Here is a 12,670-nt window from a genome sequence, read left to right on the forward strand (position 1 = left end):
GGATGCGTGCGGTTTGGTAAACGTGGAGGTCGGGCTTGTTCTACCGGTTGATGAAGATGATCGTCGCTCCGCTGCTGAAGATCTTCTTCCGTCCGTGGGTCGAGGGGATGGAGAACATCCCCGAGGAGGGCCCGGCCATCCTGGCCAGCAACCACCTCTCGTTCTCCGACTCCTTCTTCCTTCCCGCGATGATCCCGAAGCGGCGGGTCACCTTCATCGCGAAGTCCGAGTACTTCACCGGGACGGGTATCAAGGGCAGGTTGACGGCCGCGTTCTTCAAGGGTGTCGGCCAGCTCCCGGTGGACCGTTCCGGGGTGCGCGGCGCGGGTGAGGCGGCGATCCAGAGCGGGATCGCGGTGGTCGAGAGCGGTCAGCTCTTCGGGGTCTACCCCGAGGGCACCCGTTCGCCCGACGGCAAGCTCTACCGCGGCAAGGTCGGCGGCGTCGCGCGCATCGCGCTGGCCACCGGCGCGCCGGTGATCCCGGTGGCGATGATCGACACGGAGAAGCTGCAGCCGCCCGGCCAGGTGCTGCCCAAGTTCGGCGTCCGCCCCGGGATCCGGATCGGCAGGCCGTTGGACTTCTCCCGCTATCACGGCATGGAGAACGACCGCTTCATCCTCCGCTCGGTCACCGACGAGGTGATGTACGAGATCATGCGCCTCTCCGGCCAGGAGTACGTGGACATCTACGCGACGGCCGCCAAGCGCCAGATCCAGGACGCGAAGAAGCAGCAGAAGAAGCAGCCGTAGGGATGAGCGGGGGGAAGGCATGAGCGGGACCGGCAGCAGCACGTCGCGGCAGCGGACGGTGGGATCGTTCTCCGTCGAGCAGCCGCTGTGGATCGCCGTCAGCGCCTTCCGCGTGCTCACCATGCTCTACGCCATCGGTCGCTACGCCGAGCACGAGTGGCACTACACCAACCAGCTCGGCGCCTGGATCTACCTGGGCGTGCTGGCCGCCTGGACGCTCGGCACGGTCAAGGTCTTCTGGTCCAAGGCCAACTGCAGCAGGCGCTGGCTCGCCGGGGACCTGGCCCTGATCGTCGCGGGCATCCTGCTGACCCGGGCCTTCGACGGACACGCGTGGGTCGTCGGCGGCGACGTCACGCTGCCGACCATCAGGGCCGCGGGCAGCGTGCTCGGCTTCGCCGTGTACGGCGGCTGGCTGCCCGCCGCCTTCGCCGGGCTGGTGGTCGGCGTCGCCAACATCGTCGAGGCCACCAAACTGACCTCGTCCAACCTGCACAACATCGTGCTGCTGCTGCTCGCCGGAGTGGCCATCGGCTTCGTGGTCGAGCTGGCCAGGAAGAGCGAGGAGACGCTCGCCCGCGCCCTGGAGATTCAGGCTGCCACCCGCGAGCGTGAGCGGCTGGCCCGCGACATCCACGACGGGGTGCTCCAGGTGCTGACGCTGGTCAAGCGGCGCGGCACCGAGCTGGGCGGAGAGGCCGGCGAGATCGCCGCTCTCGCCGGTGAGCAGGAGGTCGCGTTGCGGGCCCTGATCGCGGAGGGCCTCGGACCGGTCGGGCCGCTCGGGCCGTCCGGATCGGCCGCCGCGCAGGATCCGGACGCGCCGCAGGACCTGCGGGCGCTACTGGCGCCGCTCTCCGGGACCCGCGTCAGCGTCGCCCAGCCCGGCACGCCGGTGCTGCTGCCCGCTCGGACGGCGGGGGAGCTGAAGGCGGCTGTCGGTGCCGCCCTGGACAATGTCCGGCAACATGTGGGCGAGCGGGCGCAGGCCTGGATCCTGGTCGAGGACGAGCCGGACGCCGTGATCGTCAGCGTCCGCGACGACGGTCCCGGCGTCGATCCGGCACGGCTCGGCCAGGCGGAGCGCGAGGGCCGGCTCGGCGTCTCGCAGTCGATCCGCGGGCGGCTGCGGGATCTGGGCGGCACCGCCGAGATCTTCTCCGCCGCCGGACAGGGCACGGAGGTCGAGCTGCGCGTGCCGAGGCCCGTCCCGGGTCAGCGGGGCCGCAACCAGGAGACGCTGTGACGAAGGAAGAGACGGGGATGAAGGATGAGAAGGCGGGCGCGGGCGCAGTCCCGGCCCCGATCAGGGTCATGGTCGTGGACGACCACCCGATGTGGCGCGAGGCCGTCGCGCGTGACCTGGCCGACGCCGGGTTCGACGTGGTGGCCACGGCGGGCGACGCCCGCGAGGCGGTGCAGCGCGGCCGTGCGGTGCAGCCCGGCGTGGTCGTGCTCGACCTGAACCTCCCGGACCAGCCCGGCGTCGAGGTCTGCCGCCAGCTGATGGCGGCCGAGCCCGCGCCGCGCGTGCTGGTGCTCTCCGCGAGCGGCGAGCACGGCGACGTGCTCGAGGCCGTCAAGTCCGGCGCGACGGGCTACCTGGTCAAGTCCGCCAGCCGGGAGGAACTGCTCGACGCGGTCCGCCGCACGGCCCACGGCGACGCGGTCTTCACCCCGGGTCTGGCGGGTCTGGTGCTCGGCGAGTTCCGCCGCCTCGCCGCCGAGCCGGTCCCGGCCGGCCAGGCGGAGTCGAACGCGCCCAGGCTCACCGAGCGGGAGACGGAGGTGCTGCGGCTGGTGGCCAAGGGCCTCCCTTACAAGGCGATCGCCGACCGCCTGGTGCTCTCGCCGCGCACGGTGCAGAACCACGTCCAGAACACCCTCGGCAAGCTCCAACTGCACAACAGGGTGGAGCTGGTGCGCTACGCGATAGAGGCGGGGCTCGACGAGGAGGGGTGAGAATCCGCCGCCCGGCCCTACCGTGAAGTGACGCAGCGTCAAAATCTCGTCACGATCGCGGGAGGGGAACGGCATGCGGATCGGAGTGCTCACCGGCGGTGGGGACTGTCCCGGGCTCAACGCGGTGATCAGGGGCATCGTGCGCAAGGGAACGCAGGTCTACGACTACGAGTTCACGGGCTTCAGGGACGGCTGGCGCGGACCGCTGGAGAACGCGGTCACCCAGCTCGGCATCCCCGAGGTGCGCGGCATCCTGCCGCGCGGCGGCACTATCCTCGGCTCCTCGCGGACCAATCCGCTGCGCGAGGTCGACGGGGTGCGGCGGATCAAGGAGAACCTGGCCAAGCGCGAGGTCGACGCGCTGATCGCGATAGGCGGCGAGGACACCCTCGGCGTAGCGGCGGCGCTGGGCGCGGAGGGCGTGCCCGTGGTGGGCGTGCCGAAGACCATCGACAACGACCTCGCCGGCACGGACTACACCTTCGGCTTCGACACCGCCGTCGGCATCGCCACCGAGGCCGTCGACCGGCTGCACACCACCGCCGAGTCGCACCGGCGGGTCCTGGTCATCGAGGTGATGGGCCGTCACGCGGGCTGGATCGCGCTGCACTCGGGGATCGCCGGCGGTGCGAACGTCATCCTGATCCCCGAGCGGCGCTTCGACATCGAGCAGGTCTGCGCCTGGGTCGAGCAGCGGTTCCGGATCAACTACGCGCCGATCGTGGTCGTCGCGGAGGGAGCCATGCCCATCGAGGGCCAGATGGTGCTGAAGGACCAGACCCGCGACGCCTTCGGGCACGTCCGCCTCTCCGGGATCGGCGAGTGGCTGGCGGCCGAGATCGAGCATCGCACCGGCCAGGAGGCGCGCACCACCGTCCTCGGCCACCTCCAGCGCGGCGGCACCCCGAGCGCCTTCGACCGCTGGCTTGCCACCCGCTTCGGCCTGCACGCGGTGGACGCGGTCCACGAGGGCGCCTTCGGGCAGATGGTGGCGCTGCGCGGCACGCAGATCGTCCGGGTCCCGCTGGCCTTGGCGACGGCGAGCATCAAGACGGTGTCGCCGGAGCTCTACGAGGAGTTCGACGTCTTCTTCGGTTGATTCAGGGCTGCTTCGTGAACGTGGCGCTGACGGTGACGGCGGTCAGGCCCTTGAGCATGCCGAGCTTGTTCCAGCCGAGGCCGAAGCGGTCGCGGTCGATCGTGGTCTGCGCGGTGAGGGTGACCGAGTCCGGGCTGCTGCCGGTGACGGCGGCGGTGAGCGACAGCGGCTCGGTCACGCCCCGGACGGTGAGGCTGCCGGTGACGGCGACGCTGCCGTCGGCCTGCGCGCGGGCCTCGGTGGCGGTGAAGACCACCTCGGGGTGGGTCTCGGCGTGGAAGAAGTCGGCGGAGCGCAGGTGCGCGTCGCGCTTGGCGTGGGCCGTGTCGAGGGAGGCGGCGGCGACGGTCAGCGTGCCGGTGGCCGCACCGCCGTCGGCCGGGATCTCGCCCTCGCCGGACAGGTCGGCGAAGTGGCCCTTCACGGTGACCATGCCCCACATGGTCTTGTGCGCGATGCGGACCTCGGAGCGGGCCGGGTCGAGCCGGTAGCGGCCGGTCGGCAGGGCCTTCAGAGCCTCGGCGGCGGTGGTCGTGGCTGCGGGAGATGTCATGACGTATCAACCTTTCACTGAATAGCTATCCAGATATTTACTAGCTGGTTAGACAATAGCCAGTGTTGCTAATCTGGGCAAGAGCAGGACGCTGACGAGGGAGGATGCCGACATGGCGGAGCAGGTGGGGGCCCCGGGGGGCGAGCAGGGGTGTCCCGGCGCGGCGGATCTGGCCCTGTTGGAGCAGTGGAACACGCTCCAGTCCGGCTTCCGTCGGCTCACCGACCAGCTGCTCGCCGACGTCGACACCCAAGCGGGCATCGCGCCCTCGGAGTTCCAGGTGCTCTGGTACCTGCTCACCTCGCCCGATCAGAGCGCGCCGATGAACCAGCTCGCGGCGACGCTGAACTTCACCACGGCGGGCACGACGAAGGTGGCCGACCGGCTCACCGACGCCGAGCTGATCCGACGTCAGCCCTCGCCGACGGACCGGCGCGTGGTGTTCGCGACGCTCACCCCGCAGGGGCAGGAGGTCGCCATGGCCGCCGCGCTCGCCCTGGCCGGCGCGCTGCGCGACCGCGTGGTCACCCCGATGGGCCCGGACGCCTTCGCCGCCCTCGCCGACCGTATGCGCGCGCTCGACCCCAACCCGCAGCGGCCCTGCCGCTAGGGCACCTCCCGGCATAGGGCTGGGGGATTGTCAGGCACGCCATGTACATCCAGTACGAGGCAGACCCTCCGCCTTGCGATGCACCGCACCGAGGGGGCACCTCCCGGCCGAAGGCCGGGGGAGACCCGGGCTGATCCGGCGGGGGTTCGAGGACGGGCCCGTCGCTTCAGGCGCCGGGGGTGAAGGTCTGCTCGGCGACGCCCGCGATCTGCAGGAGGCGCTCCTCCTGGCCCCTCGGGCCGGAGGCCCAGAGCGTGTAGGTGCGTCCGCCGGAGGTCCACAGCGCGAGGTCGGAGACGCGCGCCCGTCCGTTCGTGCCGTCCCAGGTGAACGAGCAGGTCGCGACCGGGCCGCCGCGCAGCAGCATGGTGGTCGGGCCGATCTGGCGGTAGCCGGGGTAGCCCTTGGCGCCCGGACAGACCTGGGCCAGCGGAGACACCGCGCTCACGCTCTGCTGGACGCGGACTCCCACGCGGTAGAGACCCTCCGGCTCCGTCGCCGAGAGGGGCGAGTTGTAGTAGACCCGGCTGCCGTCGGTGCTGTCCACGGACCGGTCCCAGCCGGTGGGCACGGCCAGCTGGAAGCCGCGCGGGTCCCGCACCAGGCCGAACCCTGCGGGGAGCGTCACTGAAGCCGACGCTGACGCCGAGGCGCTGCCCGAGGGCGAGGGCGAGAGCGAGGGCGACGCCGGTGGCGCGGTGGACGCGGTCGCGTGCGAGGGGCCCAGCCAGGCGTTCACCGCCAGCCCGCCGGCGACCCCGGCCGCCACGACGAACAGCGCCGCGCCCGCCAGTACGGCAGGCGAGCGCCGCCTGGACGACGACGGCGGCGGCCCCAGCGGCAGCGTGACGTCGGGCTCGCCGCGCAGGAACGCCTCCAACTGCCCGCGCACCCACGCCGGATCCGGCCGCCTCGCCGGATCGCGCTCCAGCAACGGGAGCACCACGTGCGCCAACGGCCTGGCCCGCTCTGGCAGCGTGATCTCGCCGTACGCGACGGCGTGCACGACCGCCGTCACCGAGGTCCGCTGGAAGAGCGACTTCCCGTCGAGCGCGGCAGCGAGCAGCGCGCCGACCGACCACAGGTCCGAGGCCGGTCCCGCGTGCTCGCCGTGCAGCCGCTCCGGTGCGGTGAACTCCGGCGAGCCGAGGAACGCGCCCTCCTCGGTCAGCGTCGCGGCGCCGTCGACCTGGGCGATGCCGAAGTCGGTCAGCACCCAGCGGTCCTTCGCCCGCTCCCACAGCACATTGGCCGGCTTCACGTCACGGTGCAGGATGCCGAGCGCGTGCGCGGCCGTCAGCGCGTCGAGCACGGCCAGGCCCATCCGGGCGCACTCCGCCGCAGGCAGCGGGCCGCCCGCTGCTATCCGCGCCGCGAGCGAGGCGCCGTCGACGAGTTCCATGACGATCCACGGCCGCCCGTCCTCCTCGACCACGTCGTGGACGCCGACCACGCTGGCGTGCGCGACCCGCGCCACGGCCCGTGCCTCGCGCAGCGTGCGGGCGCGCTGCTCCAACCGCTCGGCCTCGGACAGGTCACCGCGCAGGTGGACCTCCTTGACCGCGACCTGACGCCCCAGCAGCTCGTCCTCGGCCCGCCAGACGGTCCCCATGCCGCCGCGTCCGAGCTGCGCGAGCAGCCGATACCGCCCCGCGACCACGCGCTCCGTGCCCGACACCGTGCCCTCCCCGTGCTTGCCTCACCGAACCGAAGGCCGCACCCGGGCCAGATCGTCAATCCAGTGTTGACGGTGTCCAGGATTCCCGGACAACGTCAACATCGGATTGACGGCCTGGCCCAGCGTCGGACTCGGGCTCAAGCAGATTGTGGCACCAAGCGGCCGAGCAGCTCACTCACGATCGTCACCCCGTCCAGCGTCAGCACCGACTCGGGGTGGAACTGCAGGCCGGCGAAGCCCGGGCCGCGCAGCGCGTGGACGTCGCCGGTGAGCGGGTCCCGGCTCAGTTCCACGCCGCGTTCGGCCAGCAGCCGCTGCGCCGTCGCGTCGTCCGCGCGGGCGGTGAAGGTGTTGTAGAAGCCGACCGTCTCCTCGCGTCCGAAGAAGTCGATCCGCTCCTGTGCGCCCTGATACGGCGTCGCCTTGCGGTGCAGCGGCAGACCCAACGCCTCGGAGAGCAGCTGATGGCTCAGGCACACGGCCAGAAAGCCCTGCGGGCGGCCGGTCGCGACCAGCGAAGCCAGCAGCGCGCGCATCGCGTTCATCTTCGGGTCGTCCGCCGCCGGATCGCCGGGCCCGGGGCCCAGCACCAGCGGGCCTTCGTGCCCGGCGACCGCCTCGGCCAGGCCGGGGAGGTCCCAGCGGCGGACGGTGACCCGGTGGCCGAGCGAGCGGAGCAGGTGGGCGAGCATCGAGGTGAAGGCGTCCTCGCAGTCGATCACCAGCGTCTCGAACTGCGCGGGCTGCGCAGGCTCTGCGTGCGTCTGCATCCGGAGCCAGAAGGGCGAGAGGTTCTTCCGCCGCGCGTCCAGCGCGGTCTGGACGCGGTGGTTCTCGGCGAGCACGGGGGCCGGCTGCGTGCCACCGCCGGGGCGGCGACGCGAAGGGACCGCCCCGATCGCGGCGAGGACGCCTGCCGCCTTGGCGTGCGTCTCGGCGACCTCCGAGTCCGGGTCCGAGTGCCGGACCAGCGTCGCGCCGACCCGGACCGCGAGCCCGCCGGTCGCCGGGTCGATGTCGGCGGTGCGGATCAGGATGGGGGAGTCCAGCGTCTGCGCGCCCCCTGCGGTGCGGCCGATCAGCGCGAGCGCGCCCGCGTAGTAGGCGCGGCCGGTGGGCTCGTAGCGGGAGATCACCCGGGTCGCGTTCTCGACCGGGCTGCCGGTGACCGTCGCCGCGAACATCGTCTCGCGAAGCACCTCGCGCACGTCCAGCGAGGTGCGGCCGCGCAGTTCGTACTCGGTGTGGGCGAGGTGGGCCATCTCCTTGAGGCGCGGGCCGAGGACCTGGCCGCCCAGGTCGCCGACCGTGCACATCATCTTCAGTTCCTCGTCCACGACCATGGTGAGCTCCTCGAGCTCCTTCGGGTCGTGCAGGAAGTCCACCAGCGAGGAGAGCGTGGGGCCCTCGGTCGGATAGCGGTAGGTCCCCGAGATCGGGTTCATCACCACCGTCCCGGCGGTCTGCCGCACATGCACCTCCGGACTGGCCCCGACCAACACCCTCTCGCCCGTGTGCACCAGGAAGGTCCAGTACGCGCCCCGCTCCTGCTCCAGCAGCCGCCGGAAGAGGGTCAGCGCGAGGGCCGGCGTGAAGTCCTGCAACGTCCCCGTGAAGTCGCGGCGGATCACGAAGTTCGCGCCCTCGCCGCGGCCGATCTCGTCCTCGATCACCCGCCGGACGATTCCCGCGTACGTCGCGTCGTCGACGTCGAAGCCGCCGTCGCGCAGTTCGACCGGCAGCGCGGGCAGGGCGGCACGCAGCTCGGCGAGCGGGAGGGTGTGTGACTCGCGGATGCGCATCGCGCTGAGCGGGGTGCCGTCGTCGCGGGCGTCGAAGCCGCGTTCGCGGATCTGGCGGTAGGGGACCAGCGCCAGCAGGTCGTGGGTCGGCCGTCCCGGCGCGCCCTCCGGCAGCGGCAGCTCGGCAAGCGTCCCGTACGCGCCCACCTCGCCGAAGAGCAGCTCCACGGTGTCGGGGGCCAGGCGCGGCGTGCGGCGGTGCAGCAGAGCGAACGGCTCGTCGGCTTCGGTCAGACGCCGGATGAGGGAGCTCGTGTCGGTCACGGTGAGCCTTCCTGGAGCGAGTCGGGTCGGGGACGGCGTCAGGTGACGTCGCCGGGTGACCGCCACGGGGAGGCAGCTCGTCGCAGACGAGAACGGCCGCCCCGAGGGGCGGCCGTGGAAGTCTGCGTGGGTACGCTCGCTAGTGGGCCGCCTCGGGGACGGTCCACCACCAGCTGTACGCGCTGAAGGCGCTGTAGGCGTGCGACTGCGTGCTCACGGTCGTGAGCGTAGCGGACGGACGTCAGGGGCGGGGCCGCGTCCATCATGTGTCTCACTGATCGGTCAGCTGGGACCGGTCGTTTGCGTGACCACGTAGCCTTGCAGCGTGACCGTGAACGTTGACACCCACGCCCAGGACTACTCCTGGCTGTCCCTTCCCGCGGCGCAGCAGCCCGAATGGCCGGATTCCGAGGCTCTGCGCAAGGTTCTTGCGGACCTCACCTCGTATCCGCCGCTCGTCTTCGCAGGCGAGTGCGACCAGCTGCGCGCCCGCCTCGGGGCCGTTGCGCGCGGTGAGGCGTTCCTGCTCCAGGGCGGCGACTGCGCCGAGGCCTTCGACGGCGTCTCCGCCGACCACATCCGCAACAAGCTGAAGACGCTGCTGCAGATGGCCGTCGTGCTCACCTACGCCGCCTCCGTGCCGGTGGTCAAGGTGGGCCGGATCGCCGGCCAGTACTCCAAGCCGCGCTCCAAGTCGACCGAGACCCGCGACGGGGTGACCCTCCCGGTCTACCGGGGCGACTCCGTCAACGGCTTCGACTTCACGCCGGAGAGCCGGATTCCGGACCCGGAGCGGCTCAAGCGGATGTACAACGCCTCCGCCTCGACGCTGAACCTGGTCCGCGCCTTCACGACCGGCGGCTACGCCGACCTGCGCCAGGTGCACGCCTGGAACCAGGACTTCGTCCGCAACTCGCCGTCCGGGCAGCGGTACGAGCGCCTGGCCAAGGAGATCGACAACGCGCTCGCGTTCATGAACGCCTGCGGGGTGGAGCCGGAGGAGTTCCGCACCGTCGAGTTCTACGCCTCGCACGAGGCGCTCGTCCTCGACTACGAGACGGCGCTGACGCGCACCGACTCGCGCACCGGCGACCTGTACGACGTCTCCGGCCACATGGTCTGGATCGGCGAGCGCACGCGTCAGCTGGACCACGCGCACATCGAGTTCGCCTCGAAGATCCGCAACCCGCTGGGCGTGAAGCTGGGCCCGACCACCTCGGTGGACGAGGCGCTGACGCTGATCGACCGGCTGGACCCGGACCGCGAGCCCGGCCGCCTCTCCTTCATCACGCGGATGGGGGCGGGGAAGGTCCGCGACCTGCTGCCGAACCTGGTCGAGAAGGTCACCGCGTCCGGCGCGCAGGTCGCCTGGATCTGCGACCCGATGCACGGCAACACCTTCGAGGCCTCCAGCGGCCACAAGACCCGCAACTTCGACGACGTCCTGGACGAGGTCAAGGGCTTCTTCGAGGTGCACCGCGCGCTCGGCACCCACCCGGGCGGCATCCACGTGGAGCTGACCGGCGACGACGTGACCGAGTGCGTCGGCGGCGGCGACGAGGTCTTCGTCGACGACCTGCACCAGCGCTACGAGACCGCCTGCGACCCGCGCCTCAACCGCAGCCAGTCGCTGGACCTGGCGTTCCTGGTCGCCGAGATGTACCGGGGGCAGTAGCAGCTCCCGCGTGCCGAATGTGACGAAGGCCCCCTCGGTTTCGACCGAGGGGGTCTTTTCGTCTCGCCGGGGCTCTGGGTAAGGTAAGCCTTAGCTCATCTCACAGGCCTGGAGGACCCCGATGTACGTCTGCGTGTGCCACGCGGTCACCGAGGACCGGGTTCGCCAGGAGATATCCGAGGGTGCGAAGACCCCGCGCCAGGTGGCCAAGGGCTGCAAGGCCGGCACCGACTGCGGCTCCTGCGTCCGCCGCATCCAGGCTCTGCTCGGCCACGAGGGCGCCCGCCCCTGCCCGACGGCCCGCCTCGCCGCCAAGCTGGGCATCCCGTCCGCTGCTTCCTCCGCTGAGGCTGCTTAGCACTGCGGCTGCTTAGCGCTGCGGCTCTAGCTCTCCGGCTGCTCGATCAGCTGCGCGATGTAGAGCGGCTCGCCGAGCTTCTCCAGCAGTTCGAGCTGGGTGTCGAGGTAGTCGATGTGGTGCTCCTCGTCCTCCAGGATGTGCTCGAAGATGTTCGCCGAGGTGACGTCCCCCTTGGCCCGCATCACGACGATGCCGCGGCGCAGTCGGTCGATCGCCTCGACCTCGATCTGCCGGTCCGCCTCGAACATCTCCTTGACCGTCTGGCCGATGCGCAGGTGGAAGAGGCGCTGGTAGTTGGGCAGGCCGTCGAGGAAGAGGATCCGGTCCGTGAGGATCTCGGCGTGCTTCATCTCGTCGATGGACTCCGAGCGGGTGAACTTCGCGAGCTTCGTCCAGCCGAAGTTCTCCTGCATCTTGTAGTGCAGGAAGTATTGGTTGATAGCGGTCAGCTCGGCGGTCAGCTGCTCGTTCAGGAACTCGATGACCTCGGGGTCGCCCTGCATGGGTGCGCCCTTTCTATCCCTTTATGCCCGGTTTTGAGGCATCGTTCCACTCGCGGACCCGCGAATCCAGCAAGGTCACCCTCAGATGTCGCGCGGCACGCCCTGGCGGGATCGGTTCCGGCCATCTGTCACCATTGGGCCATGGGTCAGTCCGAAAACGAGCAGGCCGCAGCTTCGGAGGCCCAGCAGCTCCTGCCTCCCGGGCAGCGCCTGCAGCGGGGCTGGCCGGTGCTGCACTACGGGCCGATCCCCCGGTTCAAACCGGCCACCTGGGAGTTCCAGATCTTCGGCGCGACCGCCGATGGCGCCAAACACAGCTGGAGCTTCGAGCAGTTCACGACGCTGCCGCGCACCGAGGTGAGTGGAGACTTCCACTGCGTGACGCGGTTCAGCATGCTCGGCAACCGCTGGGGCGGCGTCGCCACCTCGACGATCCTGGAGCTGGTCCCGCCGGCCCCCGAGGTCACCCACGTGATGGTCTGGGCCGAGTACGGCTTCAGCTCGAACCTCCGCCTGGCCGACTTCGCCGCGCCCACCTCGGTCTTCGCGACCCACCGCAACGACGAGCCGCTGACGGTCGAGCACGGCTTCCCGGTCCGCCTGGTCGTCCCGCAGCTCTACGCCTGGAAGGGCCCCAAGTGGGTCCGCGCTGTGGAGTACATGACCGCCGACCGCCGCGGCTTCTGGGAGGAGCGCGGCTACCACAACCTCGGCGACCCGTGGCGCGAGCAGCGCTACACCTATCAGGAGGAGCCGGGCGAGGGCCCGGTGGCCTGAGTCGCGGCCTGCGTCGTGGCGCGCTCCCGCCAGGCGCGCTCCCACTGGCGGGTCAGCGCCGGGTAGACGATCAGATGGCGGAACGGCGCGATGAAGGCCAGGTAGAGCCGCCCGAACCGGCCGTTGGGCTTGACCAGCACCGCCATGTGCAGCTCGTTGCCGCCGTCGGCAGCTCGCGCCCACCCCAGGTGCATGACGCCGTGGACGGTGTTGTTCGCGATCTCGAGCGCGGACTCGTCGTGAAGCAGGTACACCGGGCTGAACGGACTCCCGTCGGACTCGGAGCCGTCCACGGTCTCGCTCAGCTCGCGCGGCAGCCGCTCCCGCAGCGGCCGCACCCGCGTGCCGAGGCCCGTCTGGGGCCGGTCCCACCCGCACAGCGCGCCGAGCTTCCAGCGCAGCGCGAACAGGAACCGGGACGGAGCGGACTGCGTGGCCAACCCGCCACCGGCCCGCATCGCGGCGAGCATCACGGGAAAGTCGTCGGGCCCGGCGCCGGGAGTGCGGAAGGACCACACGTCCTCGATCAGGAAGTCGCCGGTGAACTCGTGGATCCGCCACGGCTGATCCGTATGGGCTGTGCGAGGAAGTCTCATGGCCGGTGCCGCCTCCCTGTGTACGCTCCCGTACGAGA

The 12,670-nt window shown here is 71.1% G+C and carries 13 protein-coding genes; 8 read left to right on the forward strand and 5 right to left on the reverse strand.

Annotation, left to right across the window (positions count from 1 at the left end):
* Positions 1 to 35: 35 nt before the first annotated feature.
* From ABIA32_RS13695 to ABIA32_RS13710, 4 genes are all read left to right on the forward strand, one after another.
* Complete coding sequence (locus tag ABIA32_RS13695; protein WP_370094539.1) at positions 36 to 752, forward strand: lysophospholipid acyltransferase family protein; 717 nt, start codon at positions 36 to 38, stop codon at positions 750 to 752.
* Between the two features lie 19 nt (positions 753 to 771).
* Positions 772 to 1,998, forward strand: coding sequence for a MacS family sensor histidine kinase (macS, locus tag ABIA32_RS13700; protein ID WP_370094541.1), 1,227 nt, complete (start codon positions 772 to 774; stop codon positions 1,996 to 1,998).
* A 17-nt stretch (positions 1,999 to 2,015) separates the two neighbouring features.
* On the forward strand, positions 2,016 to 2,714 hold the full coding sequence (locus ABIA32_RS13705) for a response regulator (RefSeq protein WP_370094543.1): 699 nt from the start codon (positions 2,016 to 2,018) through the stop codon (positions 2,712 to 2,714).
* A gap of 73 nt (positions 2,715 to 2,787) precedes the next feature.
* Complete coding sequence (locus ABIA32_RS13710; protein WP_370094545.1) at positions 2,788 to 3,813, forward strand: 6-phosphofructokinase; 1,026 nt, start codon at positions 2,788 to 2,790, stop codon at positions 3,811 to 3,813.
* Position 3,814: 1 nt separating this feature from the next.
* Here the strand turns inward: ABIA32_RS13710 and ABIA32_RS13715 are convergent, their stop codons facing one another.
* Positions 3,815 to 4,366, reverse strand: coding sequence for a YceI family protein (locus ABIA32_RS13715; RefSeq protein ID WP_370094547.1), 552 nt, complete (start codon positions 4,364 to 4,366; stop codon positions 3,815 to 3,817).
* 112 nt (positions 4,367 to 4,478) lie between these two features.
* On the opposite strand from ABIA32_RS13715, the gene ABIA32_RS13720 reads away from it, so the two are divergent.
* A complete protein-coding gene (locus ABIA32_RS13720) occupies positions 4,479 to 4,976 on the forward strand; it encodes a MarR family winged helix-turn-helix transcriptional regulator (protein ID WP_370094549.1) in 498 nt (165 codons plus the stop codon).
* A gap of 166 nt (positions 4,977 to 5,142) precedes the next feature.
* On the opposite strand, the gene ABIA32_RS13725 is transcribed toward ABIA32_RS13720, so the two are convergent.
* Entirely contained in the window at positions 5,143 to 6,654 is a 1,512-nt protein-coding gene (locus tag ABIA32_RS13725; RefSeq protein ID WP_370094550.1) for a serine/threonine-protein kinase, read from the reverse strand.
* A 137-nt stretch (positions 6,655 to 6,791) separates the two neighbouring features.
* Positions 6,792 to 8,720, reverse strand: coding sequence for an anthranilate synthase family protein (locus ABIA32_RS13730; protein ID WP_370094552.1), 1,929 nt, complete (start codon positions 8,718 to 8,720; stop codon positions 6,792 to 6,794).
* A gap of 325 nt (positions 8,721 to 9,045) precedes the next feature.
* Here ABIA32_RS13730 and ABIA32_RS13735 point away from each other — a divergent pair, with 325 nt between their 5' ends.
* A complete protein-coding gene (locus ABIA32_RS13735) occupies positions 9,046 to 10,395 on the forward strand; it encodes a class II 3-deoxy-7-phosphoheptulonate synthase (RefSeq protein ID WP_370094554.1) in 1,350 nt (449 codons plus the stop codon).
* A gap of 121 nt (positions 10,396 to 10,516) precedes the next feature.
* Entirely contained in the window at positions 10,517 to 10,753 is a 237-nt protein-coding gene (locus ABIA32_RS13740) for a bacterioferritin-associated ferredoxin (protein WP_370094556.1), read from the forward strand.
* Positions 10,754 to 10,779: 26 nt separating this feature from the next.
* On the opposite strand, the gene bfr is transcribed toward ABIA32_RS13740, so the two are convergent.
* Complete coding sequence (bfr, locus tag ABIA32_RS13745) at positions 10,780 to 11,259, reverse strand: bacterioferritin (protein WP_370094558.1); 480 nt, start codon at positions 11,257 to 11,259, stop codon at positions 10,780 to 10,782.
* A 141-nt stretch (positions 11,260 to 11,400) separates the two neighbouring features.
* On the opposite strand from bfr, the gene ABIA32_RS13750 reads away from it, so the two are divergent.
* Complete coding sequence (locus tag ABIA32_RS13750) at positions 11,401 to 12,036, forward strand: sulfite oxidase-like oxidoreductase (protein ID WP_370094560.1); 636 nt, start codon at positions 11,401 to 11,403, stop codon at positions 12,034 to 12,036.
* On the opposite strand, the gene ABIA32_RS13755 is transcribed toward ABIA32_RS13750, so the two are convergent.
* Positions 12,003 to 12,632, reverse strand: coding sequence for a DUF2867 domain-containing protein (locus ABIA32_RS13755; protein ID WP_370094562.1), 630 nt, complete (start codon positions 12,630 to 12,632; stop codon positions 12,003 to 12,005). The two genes, ABIA32_RS13750 and ABIA32_RS13755, sit on opposite strands and share 34 nt — an antisense overlap.
* Positions 12,633 to 12,670: the final 38 nt, after the last annotated feature.

Source organism: Streptacidiphilus sp. MAP12-20, from assembly GCF_041262525.1.
Taxonomy (GTDB): Bacteria; Actinomycetota; Actinomycetes; order Streptomycetales; family Streptomycetaceae; genus Streptacidiphilus.